We start from the raw sequence: 22,264 nt of genomic DNA, 5'->3' as shown, positions 1-22,264 counted from the left end.
TCTTCTTTTTACTACTGTCCTTTTCTTCGCCATTATTCAACTTTATTTTACTATCATTCTATACTCTTACCATTTCACCTGTCAAGGTAAATATTGAAAATTCTACTATTCATCGAATTATTATACTATAATCTCATTTAAAATTCAATATCCTTTGCCATGGTCCACATACCTACATCCTGGAAGCCTAATGCTCTGTAAATACTACCCGCCCTAGGATTATCATAAAACAGACAAATTTCCTTTCCTTCCTTCAGCAGTTCCTTACACAGTTTTGCCATACATGCAGATGCTAAACCGTTATTCCTATATGCAGGATCTGTTGCAACACCTACAATCATGGCGGATCTACTGTTTTCTGCTGCTGACCTTGCAGTAGCTACAACTTTAGAGCCCTCTTTAATCAAATACAGTCTAGCACCACCCTTTTCTATTTCTCGTTTTATTCCATCAACAGCGGTTTGTGACATGCCGCCAAATTCTTCAATAGTATTTAAAAGTTGAGCCACATCGTCTACATCCTTCACACTACCTTTCATTGCTTCCCTAGTAGATTCACGAAACCGTTCATTTACACAATTTCTCAGACCAACATAGTACTGAAGCTTTACCGATTGAGGGCGCATCGTAGCCGACTGTATGAATCTTTCTATGGTGGATGCTTTACCCGATATACACTCAACCTTGCCATGGTTCTTCAACACATCTTCAAAGCCCTTTACATCAAACTCATTTTCCTTCGAGTAAAGAATGAAGAAATCATTATATCTTAAAAGTACCCCTTGGTAATCCCCATTTTCATCAAAGTCTCCCCAAATATCCATAAATTCCGTACTCATCCCAAAGTTTTCAATATCTCCTAGGATAAATAAATTGATGGCACTCTCCTCTAAAAGATATGCTACAAGCGGTTCCTGATCTTCACCCATAAGTTTTCTCAACATTTTCTTCATCCCCCTTTTGGTAATTATTTTCATATATTGGATAATTTATGTAATAATTCTCTAAATCATTCGTTTTTCCTCCTTTAGGGCAGGGTTTCCCTGCCCGCCTTTTGGGTCATTCTGCCTTCTCAGCTTAATAAATTCAACAAATAAGGACTAGGAATTATACTATCCCTAGTCCTCTTTCACACTTTCCAACTCGTCTTTGCTTTTATACATATAATCGATGATTCCCCCGCCTAGACAATCCTGACCATCATAGAACACCACTGCTTGCCCTGGCGTAATGGCCTTTTGAGGTTCATCAAAGATCACAAGATATTTATCTTCAGAAAGAAGTTTTACCCTCACGCCTTGATCTGGTTGTCGATATCTAAATTTCGCTGAACAAGAGAACTCACGCTCTTTGCATTTGCTGCTTACCCAATGGACTTCTGTTGCCAATAACCCATAGGTATAAAGGGCTGGGTGCTCCTCACCCTGAACGACATATAGAATATTATTTTTCAAATCCTTCTCAGCAACAAACCAAGGCTCTCCTGACCCAGCACCACCTATACCTAAACCTTTTCTTTGTCCAAGGGTATAATACATCAATCCGTCATGCTTTCCCTTTACCTCTCCCGTAAAGGTCCTCATCTCTCCTGGCTGGGCTGGCAAATAGTTTGATAAGAATTCTTTAAAATTCCTTTCTCCGATGAAACAAATCCCTGTGCTATCCTTCTTCTTTGCAGTTTTCAGACCTGCATTTTCAGCTATTTCTCTAAGCTGTGGTTTCGTCAAATGACCAATGGGAAACATAGCCTTTGATAACTGGTCTTGTCCTAGGGTGCAGAGAAAATAGGTTTGATCCTTGTTGGTGTCTAACCCACGGAGTAAATGATATTCCCCATCTTGATATTCAACTTGCGCATAGTGGCCTGTAGCTAAATAATCGGCACCTAGCTTTATGGCATATTGCAGAAACTCTTTAAACTTTATTTCTTTGTTGCACATTACATCTGGATTGGGTGTTCTTCCTCTCTTATATTCTTCTAGAAAATAAGTAAAAACCCGATCCCAATATTGCTTTGTGAAATTCACTGTATAGTAAGGAATACCTATTTGATCACATACCTGCCGCACATCTTCAAAGTCTTCAGTGGCTGTACAATTTCCAAACTCATCGGTTTCCTCCCAATTCTTCATAAATACACCAATTACATCATAGCCCTGCTCTTTCAATAACAGTGCGGCCACAGAGGAGTCCACGCCACCAGACATTCCTACCACAACTTTTGTATCTTTAGGTAATTTTTTCATGGGATTCATCATCCTCTCTAACAACCTTCCGTTTCTTTCAAATATATTCTAGTTTTAAATTTTCCGTGATTCAAAACAGCTATACAAATCGATTATTTTTGTTCTTTGCTGCCAAAAACTTTCTCATATATCTTTTTTCCTGTTGGTGTGGCAGCCAATCCGCCCAATGCTGTTTCCCGAAGAGAACACGGAATCGATTGCCCTACCTTATACATGGCATCTACAACTTCATCAAATGGGATAATGCTCTGGATTCCAGCCAAAGCCATATCTGCTGATATATAAGCGTTGGCAGCACCAATAGCGTTTCGTTTCACGCAAGGCGCCTCCACAAGACCAGCTATGGGATCACACACTAAGCCTAAAATATTCTTTATGGTCATGGCTGCACCATGTAAGGCTTGTTCGGGCGTTCCTCCCATCATCTCTACTAGCCCAGCTGCTGCCATGGCAGCAGCTGCCCCTGTTTCCGCTTGACATCCACCTTCTGCACCAGCCACGGTGGCATTTCTTGTAATAATATAACCGACAGCTGCTGCTGTAAATAGTCCTTGCACAATTACTTCGTCGTCAAAACCAAAATCCTGTCCTGCACTGATAAGTACCCCCGGTAGAATTCCACTGGAACCAGCCGTAGGTGCTGCTACGATCTGGCCCATGGATGCATTTACCTCGAGCACAGCCATAGCGCTGGCAACCGCTTTATTCATCTGTTCACCAGACAAGGTTTTTTTTGTCTCATAGTATGTTCGCAGCCTTTTTGCATCGCCCCCTACCAAGCCGCTGACAGACTTAATATCTTCTTGTAAGCCCTTCTCAATGGCATTTTTCATGATCTTTAAATTACCCCACATATATTCCATGATCTCATCTTTGGATTTTCCTGAAATATAGATTTCTCTTTCAATCATTACTTCCCATATCTTTTTTTCTTCTTTATGACACAAGCTAAGCAAATCACTGCCATTTACAAAATCCTTAATCATAGACTCACCTCTTTTCTATAGTCCTTCTACCAAGTAAACATGTAATATTTCATCTGCTAAATTACGGATTCCTTCAAGTACTGCCTTAGGAACGTCGTTGTCTGTCTCGATAATCATAAAGGCATCCTCACCCTTTCGCTGACGAAAAACCTTCATAAATGCAATATTTATTTGAAATTCATCCATGATATGGGTCACATCCGCCACAACCCCTGGTTTGTCCAAGTGTCGAATAATGATTGTAGGGTATTCACCAGTAAATTCTACTGCCAATCCATTGATTTCCGTGACCATAATATTTCCGCCGCCTATGGAAGCCCCCACGATTTCTGATTGCTGTCCTTCCTCATTCCGGGTGATAATCTTTACGGTGTTGGGATGAGCAGTTTCATCTTCTGATAGAACAAATTCATACTTCAATCCATCTTTTTGGGCTATTTCCATAGAGTTGCTTAAATTTTCATCATTTGGATCCATGCCTAATACGCCAGCTACCAAAGCACGATCTGTTCCATGCCCTTTATAGGTTTGGGCAAATGAGCCATATAAAATAAACGTGACTTCAAGAATTCCTTTTCCACCAATCTTTCTAGCCACCTTTCCCAATCGTGCTGCACCAGCAGTATGGGAACTAGAGGGTCCAATCATTCGAGGCCCAATGATATCAAATACACTATAGTTTTTAACTTGCATTTCTTTTTCTCCCTTCTGAAATCCTAAACAATGGTTTTGATAAAGTATGAATACCCATATGTACAGCATTCATTCTAATGAATAGCTATTTATTCTTTTATAAATCTCCTAAACATCATATAAAAATCCTTTTCAATCAAATCTTTTAAGGTTTCCTATGCGATATTCTAATAATGTAGTCAGTGCCTCCATTTCATACAAGCTTTCAAGAACTCTCGAATGTTCATTTTTCCCATGTTCATGCTGCTGTATGTTGTTTTTTCTAGAAAAGTTCCTACTATCCTCCATGGAGAATCCTTCTTTTAAAAGTCTCATGCGAAAAGTTATATGTTGAAACCTCTCAACCATTCCACCTTGATTATCATGAATTAGTTTCCGCTCCTCTTCATTCCGAAGCAGGCTGAGACTGATATCATAATTCAAATGACAAATACTGCGGAGATCCATAACAATTTCAATAAGGTTTCCCATATCTTCAGCAGAACCACCGATAATCCTGTTCTTTATGCGCTTTTCCTCCTCCATATCCCTCAGGAACCCATATACCCAATCGATATTGTTGAATGACTTGGACATCCCACGTTGATTCTCTTCTAGTCCTGAAAAATCATTTGTTTTCAACGCATCCAAAGTCTTTTCCATATGTTCTACAATAGATTTAAATAGAAAGGATATCCGTTTATTGGTCATTTTCCCATAAGAAAAAAAAGAAAATAGTAGATTAAATAAAATGGCAATAATTATGCCTGCGCCCAAAGCCATAAGCCTTAATTGTATCGTCAATAATATACTTGGCTCTCCAGTCTCTGTCACCTGAACATACTGGGTCATATAGATCGATGTAAAGATCGCCACAGGAGATACTTCCCGCCAGTTAATCTTCAAACAAACATACAGGGTAAACGCCACTGATAGAGAAATAGTAATAATATTTATACCAAATATACTTATAATCGCCGCCGTTGAAAGGGCTCCGAGAATCGTTGCATACATTTGATGCCAGCCATGACGGATCCCAGTCAAAGTAACAGGTTCAAGAGTTAACATCAGTCCAAAAAGTACAGAAATCATATCTCTGCGAATAATATCATTATTCACAGCTAGACCATAGGCCGTTGCCACTGCTAAAAATGATTTTAAAATATAGGTTTTGGAATCCAGTAGATTCGCTTCATTTTGAAATTGGAATAAACCTATAAATCTTCTCATCATTTTCCTCCAGATCATATTTTAACCCAACACTTTTAACTTCTATAACCTTTATATAATAACATAAGTTGATCGTTTAGAGTAGAATAATCCGATAGTTCAAATCACAATCACAAAAACCAGAGGCATTCCCTCTGGTTTGATATATACTACTCGAACACCTTTCTTACTGATCATTCTTATGGGTTTTGGTCATCAATCCAGGTACATTTCCTCCATCGATGCCGCCTACATATCCAAACAATCTGGCAGGCAGGTCTGCACGATTAAAAATTTTTCTTTCCACTATGATTTCTTCTCCAGCTTCCATATTTATCTTACTTAATTCATTTCCTTTGTTCTGCTCCCTTTTTCCTTTGTTCAAGATCATCACCTCAATATTTGTTTAACGTATATCCTTATTGTTTGTTTCTGTTAATCATGAATACAAGGCAATCTATGGATAGTTTTATAAAATAGTGGAAGTTAAAATAATAAACAATAAAAGTATATTTTTTTAAGGTAATTATTTATTGTTTTTCGATGTTTTTTTATTGATAAATTTTATTTCATGGTATATACTTATCTCAGAATATAAAAAGGAGGTATACGACCTTGCACATCATGGGAGAAAAATCATTGTCTGCCTTTGTAAAACAAATGCTTGATTTAATTTTTATTGGAGGTATTGGAATTTGCCTCAGTTTACCTAAAACGGTAAACTGGTATCTAAGTTATATTCAAGCAACCGTCAGTATTAACATTTATTATTTTCTTCTAGGTCTTTTAGCCATAACAGGCATATTTGCACTAATCATTGTTTATGAAATCAGAAAAATATTTGCAGCCTTGACCCGAAAGGACCCATTTATGATGGATAATGTCAGAAGCCTGAAGAGAATGGGTATTGCATCATTTTTGATAGCTTTCTGCTATATTTTCAAAGTGATTTTTTTTAATTCCTTCATGACAATTATTCTTATCATGGTTTTTACTATCGCAGGCTTCTTTTCCATCATTTTGGCAGAAGTATTCCATCAAGCTGTCATCGTAAAGGAAGAAAATGATTTTACTATATAGAGGAGGTTTATCATGCCGATTATTGTAAACTTAGATGTCATGATGGCGAAACGGAAGATAAGCTCTTCTGAATTGGCTGATAAGCTAGGGATCACAAAAGCCAATCTATCTATTTTAAAGACAAACAAAGCGAAAGCCATTCGGTTTTCTACCCTTGAAACCATTTGTGAAATTCTTGATTGTCAACCTGGAGATATTTTAGAATATGTGGCGGATCATAAAACGTCCACGGAGGAGGCTTAAAATATGATAAAAGAAGGGCGTTTACTATCCTACAGCATCCTATGGGGTATACTGTTTAACTTCTTATTTTATAAAAGTGATGTAGGGATTTCCTATCCAATGATTGTGGGCACGGCCTTTTATTTGTTTATTCTAGTATTAAAAGACACTGATCGTTTTAAAAAGAATACCCTGTGGTTCTTTTCCTTACCTATTATTTTACTTTCCTTTCGGTTCTTTTTTAGCAGTAATTACATCTTTCACTTTTTTAACCTAGTGATTATCCTTTGCTTGTTTGTAGGGATGATGCTAGTACTCTCCGGAAAGGAAACAGGTGATTATGCCCATATCCACTTTCCATTCAAAATACTAGGCTCCATATTGGCCCCAGCTTTTTACTTTACCAAACCCTATACATACCTTTATCAGCGGTGGATATTAGGTAAAAAAGAAAACAATTACCCTGAGCTTAAAAAAGTATTTCTAGGGCTGCTCATTTCTTTGCCCCTATTGTTGGTGATCCTTTCCCTGCTCAGCTCAGCAGACATGGTATTCTATGAGATGATATCCTTTATCCCAACAAATTTGGAAAGATTGTTGGAAAACACAGTTCTTGCTGATTATATTGGTCAGCTGCTATTGATCATTTTTATGGCTACCTATGCCTATGGTTTCGTCTGGTTTTTATTTACACCTGCAAAAACACTGGTAGGAATCACATCCACAGGTGAAGCAGTAGCTACATCCCCTGTAAAGACCAACAGAAAGTTTTTCGATGGTACCATTCTTCTAACGGTTCTGGTTGTCATCAATGTTGTCTATCTCGTTTTCTGTAGCATTCAGTTTGCATACCTCTTTAATGGTGGGTTTAATACCCTCCCGGGCAGCTTCACCTATGCAGCCTATGCACGACAAGGATTTTTTCAACTCCTACTGGTTACTATGCTGAATTTTAGCATTATCCTTCTAAGCTTCTATGGTATGAATCCTGCCCATGACAACAGACAGCAGTGGACAAAGGGATTCCTCATCCTCATGGGCATATTTACCTATATCATGATTTATTCAGCTTATTACAGGATGAGCCTGTATCAACAAAATTATGGATATACCTATTTGAGAATCTTCGTCTATTTCTTCTTGGCATTGGAAACTGTTCTACTGGCTGCTACATTATACTACATCGTTAAACCAAAATTTCATTTGGCTAAGTTTTATATCTTTACAGCCCTTGCTTTCTATGTAGGATTAAACTATTTAAATGTAGATGCTATGATTGCCCATAACAATATCGACCGCTATTTTGAAACCGGAAGGATTGATATGAATTATCTTACCTCTTTATCCTGTGATGCTGCCCCTGAGTTAACAAAGCTCTTGGACACCAAGGATTTTGATATTCAATTGGCCCTTCGTCGTTACTATGAATCCAATAGCAGACTTATCACGGACAAAACCTCCTGGAAAGAGTTTAATCTTTCTAAGTATAGAGCTGCCCAGACTTTGACTAAATGGAAATTTGAATGATTGAATGTAGACAAAAGAGTACCTCACTGAATGGTGAGGTACTCTTTTGTTTTATTGATTTTTTGCTTTATCCCAAGAGCTTTTTAGGTTTACGATTCGATTGAATACAGGAGCCCCTGGCTTTGAATACTTTGTATCTACACTGAAATATCCATGTCTTAGGAACTGATACCTCGTACCTGGATCTGCTGCAGCTACAGATGGCTCGATATAGCATTCAGATAATATTTCAATAGAATTTGGATTTAATTTAACCGTCTGTTCTGTATTTTCTTCCGTATCCTCTTCATCTTTGTCAATAACAAGATAATCGTACAACCGAACCTCTGATTTTACAGCATGCTCGGCGGAAACCCAGTGAAGCGTTCCTTTTACCTTGCGGCCTGTAAACCCAGTACCGCTCTTTGTTTCAGGATCATAGGTACAACGAAGCTCAATAATTTCTCCCGTTTCCTCGTCTTTGACTACTTCCTCACACTTGATGAAGTAAGCATTCTTTAAGCGTACTTCCTGCCCTGGTGCCAATCGGAAGAATTTTTTTGGCGGTTCTTCCATAAAGTCCTCTTGTTCTATATAAATCTCTCGAGAAAAAGGTATCTGGCGACTGCCCATTTCAGGATTTTCAGGATTATTTTCAGCATCCAACATTTCAGATTGCCCCTCAGGATAGTTTGTAATTACTACTTTCAGAGGTTTTAATACTGCCATAATTGTAGACACCTTTGTCTTTAAATCTTCACGAATACAGTGCTCTAAAAGACCGATATCCACCTTGCTGTTACTCTTGGATATCCCGATAAGATCACAGAATTTGCGGATAGATTCCGGCGTGTATCCTCTTCTTCTTAGTCCAGAAATGGTAGGCATCCTAGGATCGTCCCATCCATCTACATAGTTATCTTCCACAAGTTTACGAAGATATCGCTTACCCATGATTGTATTGGTAAGGTTTAGCTTTGCAAATTCGATCTGCTTTGGCGGTGCTTCAAAATTCAGCTCTTTCAAAGGCCAATCATATAATGGTCGATGATCTTCAAACTCTAAAGTACAAATAGAGTGGGTGATTTTTTCCATAGCATCTGAGATCGGATGGGCATAATCATACATTGGATAAATGCACCATGCATCCCCAGTTCGATGATGCTCTACATGGGCGATACGATAAAGGGCCGGATCTCTCATATTTAGATTTGGGGATGCCATATCTATTTTTGCCCGCAGCACACGGGAGCCTTCTTTGAATTCACCATTTCTCATACGCTGGAATAAGTCTAAGTTCTCCTCAATAGAACGATTTCGATAAGGACTTTCCTTCCCTGGTTCTGTAAAAGATCCCCTATATGCCTTCATTTCTTCAGGACTCAAATCACAAACATAAGCTTTTCCGTCCTTAATCAACTGTACTGCATACTGATATAGATCTTCAAAATAGTCAGAAGCATAGTATTCTCGGTCCTCCCAGTCAAATCCCAGCCACTTTACATCTCGCTTGATAGAATCTACATATTCTACATCTTCCTTAATTGGGTTGGTATCATCAAAACGCAGATTACATAATCCTCCATATTGAGCAGCAAGACCAAAGTTTAAGCAAATAGATTTGGCATGTCCTATATGAAGATACCCATTTGGCTCTGGGGGAAAACGTGTATGTACCCTGTTTCCATATACCCCCTCTTCCAGATCGTTATTAATGATGTTTTGAATAAAATTGGTTGATTGATATGAATCTGAGGAAGCTTCATCGCTTTTCTTAGGATTCACATCCAGCTTTTCATTGTCATGTGCCATTTCTTTTATTCCTCCTTACCCATCTATTACATATTATTGAATATTGAATACATAGAAATCTATCATTTATTGCTATCTATGGTATCATATCTTGCTAAATATTTCAAAAAAAATCGTTGGAATTTGTTCTAAATGAAAGGGTTTCCATCCATATTATATAACAAATTAAACAAAGTTTAAATGTATCATAACAACTTCCTCAAAGATTTATTCATCTAAAGATGATTTTATCCTGTCTTTAAATTGACATCTCTATTGAATATGAATAACATAGAATAGTAATCATAATTAAGGGAGTTGATGCACATGTATTGGATTCGAGAGAATTTTCCCGGTTTGCTGCGGGTGTTTGCTATTGCAGTCATTTCTACTTGGCTAGGTACGATGCTTCCGATCATCGGCGGAGCCGTTTTTGGTATCCTTATTGGTATTTTGATCAGCAATGTCTTTGGCAAACCTGAAAATACCCTGCCTGGAATTAAGTTTGCTTCTAAAAAAATTCTTCAATGGGCTATTATTTTATTGGGTGCTGGATTAAGCTTGTCTCAAGTCTGGAAGACAGGCATTGAATCCTTATATGTCATGCTCTTTACCCTCTCTGCAGCCTTTGCAGGAGCCTATGGCCTTGGAAAACTGATGGGCATACCGTTTCGCCTTACTTCCTTGATTGGGGTTGGAACTGCCATTTGCGGCGGTTCTGCCATTGCAGCCGTATCCCCAATTATCGAAGCCGATGAAATGGAAATTGCTTATTCGATTTCGACCATTTTTTTATTTAACGTGATGGCCGTCTTGATTTTTCCACCCTTGGGCCATCTCATAGGGTTGTCTGACCAAGCCTTTGGCTTATGGGCTGGTACGGCAATCAATGATACATCTTCTGTGGTTGCCGCAGGTTATGCTTTTAGTAACATAGCTGGGGACTATGCTACCATTGTAAAGCTCACCAGAACTACCATGATTATTCCTATTTCCTTGGTTTTTGCTTTTATCACAGCGGCTGCGAAGAAAAAGGAAGCAAAAAATAACCAGGATGTTTCATTCAGGATCATGAGCATCTTCCCATGGTTCATTCTTTGGTTTTTGGCAGCATCTCTGATGAATACTCTGGGACTATTCCCTGCCAGTTGGCTAAGTTCCTTTAAATTTCTAAGCAAGTTTATGATTGTCATGGCTCTATCTGCCATTGGCTTAAGTGCAGATTTTCGTAAAATGCTCAAAACTGGTGTAAAGCCGATGTTCCTTGGCTTCCTTGTATGGTTTATTGTCTCTGCCGTCAGCCTGGTCGTTCAATTTTCAACTGGACAGATTTAGATTTTTTAACCATAGTCGCATTGAATTGTACAAACTACCCCCGTATCATTTTCAAATGATTGGAATATGATGTAATAAGTTTTATAAGGGGGAATTCACATGTACAACAATTTTCCTTATTTCAAATGCCCACATCAGCAATCTATGATGAGACAAATGCCAGGACCACCTTTTGGTACATCTCAGCCTTCAGGCCCTCCGCCTGGGAAGACACCAAAAAAATTATATTCTGCGTTAAAAGTAGACCCCGCCGGTATCGCACCCTGTAGGCTCCAATTTACCTATATCTGGCTAAAAGATAAAAAAGGCAGCACAGGTCCTAAAGAATTTTGGACTTACATTATATACGTAGGTCCTACATCAGTGGCAGGTTTTCGATGGACTGGGTCCAGATGGCTTTTCTGGGGAACGGATTTGAACAACATTGATACCTTTACCTGTTATTAAAGTTAGAGGAAGTGTAGAAATTCTACACTTCCTCTAACTTTAATAACATTTATATTTTCTCTGTTTTACTTTTTTCTTCAAGTTCCACCACATGAATAACAATATCTCTCGCTGTTTTTAGCCCTTCTCGATACCAATACTGGCTCTCCTTAAGCGGTTTTCCATTTTTCTCCTGCTCGTTGATTCTTCCAATGGAGAAATTCAATTCATCCAAAATAATTTTTGTTTCCCTGCTCATGAAAAATCCTCCAGTCCCTTGCAAAGTTAAAGTTCTTGCTTAACATAAGTTTTATTATAAATACATTACCATTCCAACGTTTCTTTCTTGTCTCTACCTTAATGTTTATGTAATACTTTAACGCTTCAAACCCTATTTATCAAGAACTATACCTTATCTGCAGAAACTTCATACACAAATTGATAGAGTTCTCCCACAATTCCATCAAAAGCTTCCTTTGCTAATGACTTGGGATAAGACATCAAAAATAGAGGCAACGCCCTTTGTCCATCCTCATAGGGCGGTTGTATATATTTATAAGTATTTAGTGAAAATCCATGTCGTTCATAAAATGAAATTCTGCTCTGTGCCACATGGTTTTCTGGAGGCTCAACCTCAAGAATCACTCTTTCTCCGTGAAGTATCAAGAGTTCTTTGAGCATTTCCGTACCATATCCTAAACCCCTAAACGCTTTCTTTATAGCGAAATGTTCTAAAAAAACAAATGAAGGGAGTTTCCATAATCCCATAAATCCTATCAGCTGTCCCTCTCTCAAATAGGGTATTATTTGGTATCTAGTATTGTTCATTATTCTACATTGACTGATACGGCTTCTTCTTTCATCCACAGGAAATGCTTCCGTATAGATTTCCCAAACATCTTCAAACCTATTCACGTCTTCGCCCCCTTGTGAAGTCCTGTTCTCCCATCCTTAATAAGATTTCCCGATGATTTAAATCTGGTTCCTCCAAAACCTTCTCCAACAGCGTGTTTAATACTCGCCCTATCCTCTTACCCTGTGGTATCCCAATGGCTATCAAATCAGTCCCATCTATAGCAAGGTCTTTCACAAATAAAGGCTGTTTTTCACGTATGATTTTCTTCGCTTCTTCCCATACCCTCACTATTTGTCTATCATCACAGTCTGCTCCCCTTTTATCTGCCAGCTGCAATTTAAAGAACCGATCAATATTTTCTATCCCTACTCGCTGAATCAATCTTTTTACAGCCTTGGGTTTAACATGCTGGAGTCTTGACATATGCTCTCTGACTAGCATTTGTACGATGTCAATAGCCTTGTTGTCATACTTTAATCTTTTCAGTATATGGCTGGTCATTTCCATCCCCTTCAGCTGATGCCCATAAAAGTGGCCGACTCCCTTTTCATCCAGCGTAAACGTCTGGGGTTTTCCGATATCATGGAGGAGTGCTGCCAATCGCAAGTACAGATCCCTTTCTGTATGATCCAGAACCTCTAGTATGTGGCGAAACACATCTTTATCATGATGGGGATTATGCTGTTCAAAACCTATACAAGCTAACAATTCAGGAATGATATATGTCATTAATCCTTTTTCTATCAAGTGGGAAATTCCTTTAGAAGGTGTACTTGTCAAAAGTATTTTATTTAACTCATCCCGAATCCGTTCCTGGCTAATTTTCTCCAGTAGTTTTCCATTCTTCAGTATTTCTTCACTTGTGTCCTTCTCTAACGCAAAGTTCAATTGTGCACAAAAACGAATAGCTCGGAGCATCCGCAAAGCATCCTCTTGGAAACGGGTCCCTGGACTGCCCACACATTTTATAATCTTATGATGTAAATCTATCCTTCCCCCATAGGGATCTATCAAACCCCGCTGGTGATTATATGCCATGGCATTCATGGTAAAATCTCTACGCCCTAAATCTTGTACAATATCCGTTGTATATGCAACCTGAGTAGGGCGCCGATGATCTTCATAGTCCCCATCCACCCGGAAGGTGGTGATCTCATAAGACTCTCCCTGGGCAATTACTGTCACAGTACCATGTTGTAAGCCTGTGGGTACAACCCTATATCCATTCCCTTCTAGAATAGATATTACCCTTTCCGGCTTTGCACTGGTGCATGCATCCCAATCCATGGCAGACTTGCCCAATAAACAATCCCTTACGCAACCGCCCACCAAATATGTCTCAAAACCGTGGTTTTCTAATATTCCTATAATCTGTTCAAGTTTTTCAGGGATCTCGATCTTCATCTTTTTCTGCTCCTCTACTTGTTTAGTTTCATCATCAAAACCCAACATGAATCTGCCAATGTCATCTACATACAATGGCTTCGCTACCAGCCCATATAATCATGAAGTGCTTCATATAATTGATATTCTATTCAACATACATCTATCTACCCAACACTTCACTTATGAAGACACTCTGGTGGATTTAATAATGCTTTCTCAATGGCCTTTAGAATTACCTTGCTGCTTGATGTTACACCACTAATGGTATCTACCTTTAAGGATTGGGTCTCTATCACCTTTTGAGGTATAACTTCCGCAGGCTCACCATGGCCATTCAAATGCCTTTCTAGTTTGATATTTGTAATCCTATGATCCTTCACAGTCACCGTTACATCCGCACCAACCCAGATTGCATCATGGGTGCCTGTATAGATACCATCTTCGATTTTAGACAAATCCACCTCGTCTATGGTAATGTCTGCAATCATTTGGCGATACGTTGCCAGTGTCCTGTGATAATCAACATACCTATAACCGCCTATCCCTCCAACAATGATTAACACGGGGATTACTATATATATCCATTTTATCTTCCTTGTCATTTCAAACACCTCCATCAATCACTTATATTCTCATTATGACATAAAATTCCTTCTGATAAGAAAAAAAAGATGAAGGAGTGCTTTACTCCTTCACCGCTTCTCCTTTTTCACCATTGGATATCCCTAAATTCTTTCTCTTTCTTCAAAATGGGTATGTAAAAGCTTATGGGCTAGTTCTCCAAAAGGTTCTCCTAGATATTCTCTATAGAGCTCCAATATTTCCTGGTTTTCATGAGATTTCCTAATTTTCTTTCTTCTATCTTCCTCATAAATTGCCTCACGTCGTTTCTTGACAATCTCGTGGTTACCATGATGGTACGGCTGACCACCGCCACCTATACATCCTCCAGGGCATGCCATAATCTCAATGGCATGATAATCAGCCTTGCCGTCTCTGATTTCTTCTAGGATTACCCGAGCATTCCCTAATCCACTGGCTATGCCAATTTTCAAGTCTTGATCTCCGATCCTAACCGTAGCCTTTCGAACGCCTTCCATTCCTCTTAATTGTTCAAATTCAACATTTTCTAGTGTTTCACCCGTCATCCATTCATAGGCTGTACGGATCGCAGCTTCAATCACACCGCCGGCTGTTCCAAATATTACGGAAGCACCTGTCGTCTCTCCCAATGGCCTATCAAACTCACTGTCTGGCAGGCTATTGAATTCTATGCCTGCTTCTTTAATCATCGCGCCCAATTCCCTCGTAGTGATTACGATGTCTACATTGTTGTGCTCGTCCTTTGTCAGTTCAGGACGCTTTGCCTCTGCTTTCTTTGCAATGCATGGCATGATGGATACCACCACAATATTGTCTGGATCAATTCCATTTTTCTCTGCATAATAGGTTTTTGCAATAGTACCAAACATGATATGGGGTGATTTACAGGTGGACGGTACATGGAGCAGTTCTGGGAACTGATGCTCTATAAACTTTACCCAAGCAGGGCAGCAATTTGTCAGGATCGGCAGCGTCTTATTGTTCTTTATTCTGTAGATCAGTTCTGATGCCTCTTCCATAATGGTAAGGTCTGCACCAAAATCCGTATCAAATACCGCATCAAACCCCATACGTTTTAGGGCTGTTACCATCTTTCCTGTTACAATGGTTCCTGCTTCCATTCCAAATAGTTCACCTAAAGCGACCCGAATTGCTGGTGCAGTCTGGACAATGACATGTTTATCTGGATCATTTAAGGCTTCCCATACCTTATCCACATGGTATACTTCCGTAAGGGCTGCGGTAGGACATACCTGCACACATTGCCCGCAATAGGTACATGAGGATTCCACCATAGGTATATTGGCAAAAGGACCTACGAATGCATTAAAACCTCTGCCGATTCCCGATAGTATACCACAGGTTTGTATCTCATTACAGCCGGTCTCACATCGTCTACAATAGATACATTTGTTAGAATCTTTTACAATGGCGTCACTTGAAAAATCTTTTGGATAATCCATTCGTTCCCCTTCCCAACGGATTTCCCTAACGTTCAACTCTTCTGCCAAAGCCTGAAGCTCACATTCAAGGTTTTTAGGGCATGTAAAGCACTCATTGGGATGATTGGACAGCAAAAGTTCTACGGCCATTCTTCTAGCATTGATGGCGCGAAGGGTATCTGTACGGATCGTCATTCCCTCATATGCCTTTGTAACACAGGCAGGCACCAGCTTGTTTCGATTTTGATTGCCTCCATCAACCAGTTCCACCATGCAAACTCTACAAGATGCTGTTTTGTTATACAGTTGTAAATCATGGAGATCCAAATGGCACAGAGTTGGAATTTTTACCCCTACCTCATGGGCGGACTCTAAAATCGTTATTCCTTCTGGTACCGTTAGGTCCTCATCGTTAATCTTAATTTGAATCTTTTTTCTATCTTTATATTTTTCTGGGCTTCCAGCCATACTTTCACCTCACTTAATTTATGATTTCATGCCAATCTTGTTCTTCGGAACATATCTACCTTCTCCCTGGGGATGGTCTTCATCCTTGACCAAGGCAACGTACTCATCCCAGAAATGTTTCATGGTGCTTATTACTGGGTTTGGTGCCGTCTGACATAGACCACAGAGGGAGCTGTCCTTCACCATATAGGCTAGCTGTTTCAAAGCATCTAAGTCTGCCATTGTCGCCTTTCCACTGGATATTTTATGGAGCATTTCAAACAGTCTTTTGGTACCAATCCGCCCTGGGCCACATCTTCCACAGGCCTCGTCCATCGTAAACTCAAGATAGAACTTTGCAATATTTACCATATTGTCATCCTCATCCATGACAATCATACCACCTGATCCCATCATAGAGCCTCTTTCAATGAGACTGTCATAATCAATAGGTGTATCTAGACCTTCCTCTGTGATTACGCCTCCCGATGGGCCGCCGGTTTGTACAGCCTTGAATTTCTTTCCTTTTGGAATCCCCCCACCGATATCAAAGATAATTTCACGAAGGGTGATCCCCATAGGCACTTCCACAAGTCCTACATTATTGATTTTCCCTGCCAAAGCAAAAACCTTTGTTCCTTTACTCCTTTCTGTACCCATAGCTGCAAACCAATCTGCCCCCTTCATGATAATGGAAGGAATGTTGGCAAAGGTCTCTACATTATTTACACAGGTGGGATGACCCCAATATCCTTCTTCAGCTGGATAAGGAGGCTTAAAGTTAGGTTCCCCTCTTTTGCCCTCACAGGAATTGATTAACGCTGTTTCTTCCCCGCATACAAATGCACCTGCACCATATTTTAAATTGATATCAAAGCTAAAATCTGTTCCAAAGATGTTCTTTCCTAATAAGCCTAGCTCCCTTGCCTGTTTCAGTGCGGTATTCAATCGCGCGATAGCCAATGGGTATTCTGCACGAATGTAAATAATCCCTTTATCAGCGCCTATGGCATAGGCCCCAATAGCCATGGCTTCAAGTACGCTGTGGGGATCACCCTCTAATATGCTTCGATCCATAAATGCCCCTGGATCTCCCTCATCGGCATTGCAAATCATAAATTTTACATCGCTTTCTTGTTTTTTCGTGATCTCCCATTTAAGACCTGTTGGAAAACCTCCGCCCCCTCGTCCTCTTAATCCTGACCTTTTCACTGTATCGATCACTTGATCTCTCGTCATCTTGGTAATGGCTTTTCCTAATGCTTCATATCCTCCCAATGCGATATACTCATAGACATCTTCTGGATTAATCAGCCCGCAGTTTTTCAGGGCGACCCTCAGCTGCTTTTTATAGAAGGGCATATCTTCTTGTTTCTTTATTCTTTCATTCTCATTTGGCTCCATGTATAGGAGTCGTTCAACTTTTCTGCCTTTAATGATATGCTCATCAATGATATCCTTGGCATCTTTAGGGCTTACCCTGACATAAAATACGTTATCGGGCTCGACCTTCACGATAGGCCCCTGTTCACAAAAGCCAAAGCAGCCTGTTTTGATAATCTGTACTTCCTCAGCATATCCTCGGGCTTTTGCAATAACCTCTAAATTCTTTAAGACCTTTTCACTTTCGCTTGCCAAACAACCAGTTCCGCAGCAAACCATGATATTTGTACGAGTGCTTGCCATGGCTAACCTCCTCTACTTAATTTACCTTTAAATCTATTGTCTTCTATCTACACAGTCCCAATTAATTCTCCTTGTTTCTGCGTATCCTTTAAGCTCTTTCGAAGTCTACATGCAAAATGAGATTCTCAATCGGCTTTCCGCCTTTGATATGTTTTTCTATAATATCTCGAACCTTATTTTCCTTTACATTCCCATAAAGTACAGGCTTTTGTCCAGGTATATTGACCTGCACCGTAGGCTCTGAATGACAATATCCTATACAGCCCACAGGTACTACTTTGATATTGTCAATATCTTCACTAGATAACGCGTTTACAAATGCATTCAACGTTTCTCTAGCACCTGAAGAAATTCCACATGTGGCCATACCAATCAATATCTCAATTTTATCTCCAGCCATTTCACCATATTCCCGAAGTCTTACTTGATTTGAGTGCTCTTCCCTTATCTTTCTTAGTTCGTCTAGGCTTTTGATCTTCATACTGATTCCTCCTAACCGCGATATGCTTTGATAATCTCATCTATGTCTTCTTCCTTGACCCTTCCATATACCTTATCACCGACTGTAACGACGGGTGCCAAGCCGCAAGCGCCTATACAGCGCACATCCCGCAAGGTAAAGAGGCCATCTTCCGTTATTTCATTGGATTCAACGCCCAGTTTTTCCTTGAATTTCTCAATGACCTTGTCAGCACCCCTAACGAAGCAGGCAGTCCCCATACAAATGCTTAGGGTATGTTTTCCCCTTGGCTTTGTTGTAAAATAAGAATAGAAGCTAACAACACCAAATACTTCTGCTCCTGGAATACCTAGCTTTCTGGCAATATACAACTGCACATCCCTTGGAAGATATCCAAATATATCCTGGGCCTTATGAAGGATTTCGATCAATGCCCCCTTTGTGGTTTCTAAATGATCAATAAAGCTTTCCAATTCATTAAACTTCTCCTCAGGCAAATCTTCACTTACGGGTTTTGTTACACTAATGGTCTGTGGTTTTGTCATAATACTCACCATCCTTTCCAACTGTTTCAAAAAATCTCTGTCCCCACTAATATTTCCGTATCTCAAATCATTTAATACATTTTTTGGTGCTTTAATATAAAAAACGGTAGGCGTACTTCTCCTACCGTTTTTTATATTAAAGCCTATATAGTGAAAAAAAACCGATCAATCCATAGGATTGATCGGCTTCATGCCTAAAGGGGGAATGGGTTAAACCCACTATAAATAAGGGCTGCTACAACACTTGCAACAACAATACCATAAATAAAACACGGCACTGCATTTCTTCTAATGATCTTTCCTTCATTTCCTTCACATCCTACCGTAGCACAAACAGCCACCACGTTATTGATACAGATCATATTTCCCACGGCTCCACCAATGACTTGAAGGGCTACAATCAATACCTGTGGCATATTTAAAATAGTTGCGGTTTCAAACTGTAAGGAGGAGAATAGAATATTGGATACGGTATTGGAACCTGACATAAATGCACCCAATACACCGATAAATGGAGCAAAGAATGGATACGCCGATCCGGCTAATCCTGCTGCAGTTTTCGCCATTTCTGTTAACATACTAGCCAATCCTGCGTTGTTTACACCTGAATTTAGCATTAACTGTACCATAGCGACACCAGCGAACAATGTGATGGCAGCACCAGTTAGCTGCTTAAATGTACTTGACCAAGCTGTTTTCACCTGTTGTCCATTCATTCCATGAATGACATGGGTAATAAGGGCAACGAGGATAAATGGAATTGTACCTGGAAGATACGCCCACTGCAATCCATAATTTAGATTTTCAATACCTAATACATTTGGGATTTTAATTTGCTGGGCAATGAGCAATGCTTTCAATCCAAAGGATGGTATACGTGTAACAACAAGGATGATTGCAATGAGTATATAAGGCGTCCACGCTTTAAGAAGAGACATTTTCGCTTCTCCTACATTGCCCGTATCTACCTTAGATTTCCAATCCTCTTGCCACTCTGACTTATCAGGGAAGTCCCAATGTTTCTTCGGCACTAAAAATCCATTCTTTGCTGCTAGGACAACGATTGCCAGACCTATAAAGGCACCTACCAAGGATGGTAATTCTGGACCAAATATTGTAGCAATTAAGATGTAAGGAACTACGAAAGCTAAACCTGCAAATATGGCAAATGGTGCTGCCTCTAATCCAGCCTTGATTGATTTCTCTTTTCCGAAGAATTTCGTTAGCATACAGATACCTAGCAATGGTATAAATATACCGACTGTACCATGGGACAATGCAATCCATTTTGTCATGGTCATTTTAAACAGTTCTGGGTCAGCATTTACACCCTGTAGGTTGTTTGCAATGGTACTCATGGCACCAAATATCGGTGTTCCAACAGCTCCAAAGGAAACTGGTGTACTGTTATAGATCAGCGCCACCATGGCTGCTGCCAGTGGAGGGAATCCTAATCCTACAAGAAGAGGGCCTGCCAAGGCTGCCGGTGTACCAAATCCCGCAGCACCTTCAATAAAGGCACCAAACATCCATCCGATAATAATCGCTTGAATACGTCTATCTTTTGTGATTCCATTAAAGCCATTGTTGATGGTTGTCATAGCACCCGATTGTTTTAGGGTATTTAAGATGAGTATCGCCCCAAAGACAATGATCAAAACGTCCACTGCCTTTAGTACCCCAAAGACAGAGTAGGCCATTACGTTATGGATATTCATTTTCCAAACTCCAATGGCAATCACGGATGCGAGCAACCATGAGATTGGTAACGCTTTCTTGGCAGCCCAGTTGAATCCTACCATTAGGATAATGGTTAGTAAAATTGGTAAAAAAGCCATAAATGCATACATAATCAAGTTCCCCCTTCAATTTAAGTAGCTTTCTATGTTCTATCATGATAAATATTACGCCTTACCTTCAATGTCTGCTGGTAAGGTAAGGCGTAAATTTTCACTATCTAACAAACTTTTCCTGGGTTTAAAATGTTTTTTGGGTCAAAGGCTAATTTAATATTCTTTAATAGCTGCATGCCATTTTCACCCATAGACTCAATCAAGAACGGTCTTTTTGCATAGCCGATACCATGTTCTCCCGATACCTGACCACCTAATTCTCTAGCTCTGCTATACATACATTCAAATACATCCCCAAGGGTCTTTTTCCACTCTTCTTCTGTCCGCTCATCTCTTAGTACGTATACGTGGAGGTTTCCATCTCCTGCGTGTCCAAAGCTCTTAATTCTAACCTGGAACTGTGATTGCAGCTCATTGGTGTATTTTATAAAGTCAGCAACCTTATTTCTTGGCACAACTACGTCACATTCATCCATTTCTGTGGTTGAAGCTTTGATTGCCTCAAGAAAAGCACCCCTAGCCTTCCAAATGGACTCTTGCCTCTCTTGGGTATTTGAAATCAGTACATCCAAGGCACCTGAATCTAGACAAATATGAGCTACCTTGTCGTAAGCCCTCTCTATTTCTTCCTTGCTGTTTCCATCAAAGGTAAGGAGCAGATATGCATCAGAGGATTTATCTGGGAACTTCATACCCAAAAACTCTTCTGCTGCCAATATGGCAGCGCTTTCCATGAACTCTACTGCTGTTGGGATTGTTTTGGATTTGATGATTTTAGGAACCGTCTCAATAGCCATGGCCAAATCAGGGAAAGGAATCAATAAACTGATGGCTTTTTTAGGCAGCGGTAACAATTTCAATACAGCTTTTGTTACGATAGCTAAAGTTCCTTCTGAACCAACTATCATATCCTTTAAGCTATAGCCAGAGCTGTTCTTTACGATTTTTCCGCCTACTTCCATTACTTCTCCATTTGGCAGAACGATTTCAAGACCTCTTACATAGTCCCTGGTCACACCATATTTCACAGCTCTCATACCACCTGCATTGGTATTGATATTTCCTGCAATGGTAGCACTTTTTTCGCCTGGATCTGGCGGATAGAACAAGTCATGGGCTTCAACAAACTTTGAAATTTCCATCAATAGAACCCCTGGCTCAACCGTTAATGTTAGATTTTCCTCGTCCAGTTCTAGAATTTTATTCATCTTGGTTAAATTCAACATGATTCCGCCATGGATTGCAACGGAACCTCCTACCAGTCCAGTTCCCTGTCCCCTTGGTGTTACAGGGATATGATGATCGAAGGCATATTTCATAATCTTAGACACTTCTTCCGTAGAAACTGCCTCTACCATAACCTCTGGCAATCTCTCAATACCACCTAGCTCATCGTGGGCAAAATCTTCATTGATCTCTTCTCCTACAAATACCCGCCCTTTTCCACAAACTGAAATCAGGTATTCGATATCCTGACTATCTATTGCTTTATAATTCATGCGATTCCCTCCCA

At 39.8% G+C, this 22,264-nt stretch carries 22 protein-coding genes and 1 other annotated feature (1 of these 23 only partly in view); of the genes, 5 read left to right on the top strand and 17 right to left on the bottom strand.

What is annotated here, in order from left to right; all coding sequences use genetic code 11:
* Positions 1-36, bottom strand: a binding site (T-box leader) (it extends 185 nt beyond the left edge of the window).
* 101 nt (positions 37-137) lie between these two features.
* The 6 genes from K0R93_RS04570 to K0R93_RS04545 form a co-directional block, all read right to left on the bottom strand.
* Positions 138-944 (bottom strand): GNAT family N-acetyltransferase, encoded by an 807-nt coding sequence (locus K0R93_RS04570; protein ID WP_300298208.1) that lies wholly within the window; start codon positions 942-944, stop codon positions 138-140.
* Positions 945-1,118: 174 nt separating this feature from the next.
* Positions 1,119-2,246 (bottom strand): tRNA 2-thiouridine(34) synthase MnmA, encoded by a 1,128-nt coding sequence (mnmA, locus tag K0R93_RS04565; protein ID WP_300298205.1) that lies wholly within the window; start codon positions 2,244-2,246, stop codon positions 1,119-1,121.
* A 92-nt stretch (positions 2,247-2,338) separates the two neighbouring features.
* A complete protein-coding gene (gene sdaAA, locus K0R93_RS04560; protein WP_300298202.1) occupies positions 2,339-3,232 on the bottom strand; it encodes an L-serine ammonia-lyase, iron-sulfur-dependent, subunit alpha in 894 nt (297 codons plus the stop codon).
* Positions 3,233-3,247: 15 nt separating this feature from the next.
* Positions 3,248-3,925 (bottom strand): L-serine ammonia-lyase, iron-sulfur-dependent subunit beta, encoded by a 678-nt coding sequence (gene sdaAB, locus K0R93_RS04555; protein WP_300298199.1) that lies wholly within the window; start codon positions 3,923-3,925, stop codon positions 3,248-3,250.
* A gap of 132 nt (positions 3,926-4,057) precedes the next feature.
* The gene (locus K0R93_RS04550; RefSeq protein ID WP_300298196.1) at positions 4,058-5,134 is read right to left on the bottom strand and encodes an aromatic acid exporter family protein; all 1,077 of its coding nucleotides are present in this window, start codon (positions 5,132-5,134) and stop codon (positions 4,058-4,060) included.
* Between the two features lie 166 nt (positions 5,135-5,300).
* On the bottom strand, positions 5,301-5,498 hold the full coding sequence (locus K0R93_RS04545; protein WP_300298194.1) for a hypothetical protein: 198 nt from the start codon (positions 5,496-5,498) through the stop codon (positions 5,301-5,303).
* A 239-nt stretch (positions 5,499-5,737) separates the two neighbouring features.
* Between K0R93_RS04545 and K0R93_RS04540 the strand changes: the two genes are divergently transcribed.
* From K0R93_RS04540 to K0R93_RS04530, 3 genes are read left to right on the top strand one after another with little or no spacing between them, the layout of a single operon-like run.
* Complete coding sequence (locus K0R93_RS04540; protein ID WP_300298958.1) at positions 5,738-6,193, top strand: DUF2975 domain-containing protein; 456 nt, start codon at positions 5,738-5,740, stop codon at positions 6,191-6,193.
* A 12-nt stretch (positions 6,194-6,205) separates the two neighbouring features.
* The gene (locus tag K0R93_RS04535) at positions 6,206-6,436 is read left to right on the top strand and encodes a helix-turn-helix domain-containing protein (protein ID WP_300298191.1); all 231 of its coding nucleotides are present in this window, start codon (positions 6,206-6,208) and stop codon (positions 6,434-6,436) included.
* A 3-nt stretch (positions 6,437-6,439) separates the two neighbouring features.
* Positions 6,440-7,942 carry a DUF4153 domain-containing protein gene (locus tag K0R93_RS04530; protein WP_300298187.1) on the top strand — a complete coding sequence of 501 codons (1,503 nt, stop codon included), beginning with the start codon at positions 6,440-6,442 and terminating at the stop codon, positions 7,940-7,942.
* Positions 7,943-7,993: 51 nt separating this feature from the next.
* Here the strand turns inward: K0R93_RS04530 and K0R93_RS04525 are convergent, their stop codons facing one another.
* On the bottom strand, positions 7,994-9,733 hold the full coding sequence (locus K0R93_RS04525; protein ID WP_300298185.1) for a glutamine--tRNA ligase/YqeY domain fusion protein: 1,740 nt from the start codon (positions 9,731-9,733) through the stop codon (positions 7,994-7,996).
* Between the two features lie 306 nt (positions 9,734-10,039).
* On the opposite strand from K0R93_RS04525, the gene K0R93_RS04520 reads away from it, so the two are divergent.
* Both K0R93_RS04520 and K0R93_RS04515 read left to right on the top strand, forming a co-directional pair.
* Complete coding sequence (locus tag K0R93_RS04520) at positions 10,040-11,047, top strand: YeiH family protein (RefSeq protein WP_300298183.1); 1,008 nt, start codon at positions 10,040-10,042, stop codon at positions 11,045-11,047.
* 99 nt (positions 11,048-11,146) lie between these two features.
* On the top strand, positions 11,147-11,494 hold the full coding sequence (locus tag K0R93_RS04515; RefSeq protein ID WP_300298180.1) for a hypothetical protein: 348 nt from the start codon (positions 11,147-11,149) through the stop codon (positions 11,492-11,494).
* A 49-nt stretch (positions 11,495-11,543) separates the two neighbouring features.
* On the opposite strand, the gene K0R93_RS04510 is transcribed toward K0R93_RS04515, so the two are convergent.
* From K0R93_RS04510 to K0R93_RS04465, 10 genes are all read right to left on the bottom strand, one after another.
* Positions 11,544-11,732 carry a hypothetical protein gene (locus tag K0R93_RS04510; RefSeq protein WP_300298177.1) on the bottom strand — a complete coding sequence of 63 codons (189 nt, stop codon included), beginning with the start codon at positions 11,730-11,732 and terminating at the stop codon, positions 11,544-11,546.
* 146 nt (positions 11,733-11,878) lie between these two features.
* The gene (locus tag K0R93_RS04505; protein WP_300298174.1) at positions 11,879-12,388 is read right to left on the bottom strand and encodes a GNAT family N-acetyltransferase; all 510 of its coding nucleotides are present in this window, start codon (positions 12,386-12,388) and stop codon (positions 11,879-11,881) included.
* Complete coding sequence (locus K0R93_RS04500) at positions 12,381-13,733, bottom strand: CCA tRNA nucleotidyltransferase (RefSeq protein WP_300298172.1); 1,353 nt, start codon at positions 13,731-13,733, stop codon at positions 12,381-12,383. Before K0R93_RS04500 ends, K0R93_RS04505 begins: the two co-directional genes overlap by 8 nt.
* 158 nt (positions 13,734-13,891) lie before the next feature.
* Positions 13,892-14,317 (bottom strand): FMN-binding protein, encoded by a 426-nt coding sequence (locus K0R93_RS04495; RefSeq protein WP_300298170.1) that lies wholly within the window; start codon positions 14,315-14,317, stop codon positions 13,892-13,894.
* A 123-nt stretch (positions 14,318-14,440) separates the two neighbouring features.
* Positions 14,441-16,228 carry an NADH-dependent [FeFe] hydrogenase, group A6 gene (locus K0R93_RS04490; RefSeq protein WP_300298167.1) on the bottom strand — a complete coding sequence of 596 codons (1,788 nt, stop codon included), beginning with the start codon at positions 16,226-16,228 and terminating at the stop codon, positions 14,441-14,443.
* 18 nt (positions 16,229-16,246) lie between these two features.
* Entirely contained in the window at positions 16,247-17,893 is a 1,647-nt protein-coding gene (locus K0R93_RS04485) for a NuoF family protein (RefSeq protein ID WP_300298164.1), read from the bottom strand.
* Between the two features lie 88 nt (positions 17,894-17,981).
* A complete protein-coding gene (locus K0R93_RS04480; protein WP_300298162.1) occupies positions 17,982-18,374 on the bottom strand; it encodes a (2Fe-2S) ferredoxin domain-containing protein in 393 nt (130 codons plus the stop codon).
* Positions 18,375-18,385: 11 nt separating this feature from the next.
* On the bottom strand, positions 18,386-18,898 hold the full coding sequence (locus K0R93_RS04475) for an NADH-quinone oxidoreductase subunit NuoE family protein (protein WP_300298159.1): 513 nt from the start codon (positions 18,896-18,898) through the stop codon (positions 18,386-18,388).
* Between the two features lie 194 nt (positions 18,899-19,092).
* Entirely contained in the window at positions 19,093-20,748 is a 1,656-nt protein-coding gene (locus K0R93_RS04470; RefSeq protein WP_300298156.1) for an L-lactate permease, read from the bottom strand.
* A gap of 107 nt (positions 20,749-20,855) precedes the next feature.
* Complete coding sequence (locus tag K0R93_RS04465) at positions 20,856-22,250, bottom strand: FAD-binding oxidoreductase (RefSeq protein ID WP_300298153.1); 1,395 nt, start codon at positions 22,248-22,250, stop codon at positions 20,856-20,858.
* Positions 22,251-22,264: the final 14 nt, after the last annotated feature.

It is taken from the genome of Anaerosolibacter sp. (assembly GCF_029240175.1).
Taxonomy (GTDB): domain Bacteria; phylum Bacillota; class Clostridia; order Peptostreptococcales; family Thermotaleaceae; genus Anaerosolibacter.
This window is presented reverse-complemented; position numbering and strand designations above follow the sequence as displayed.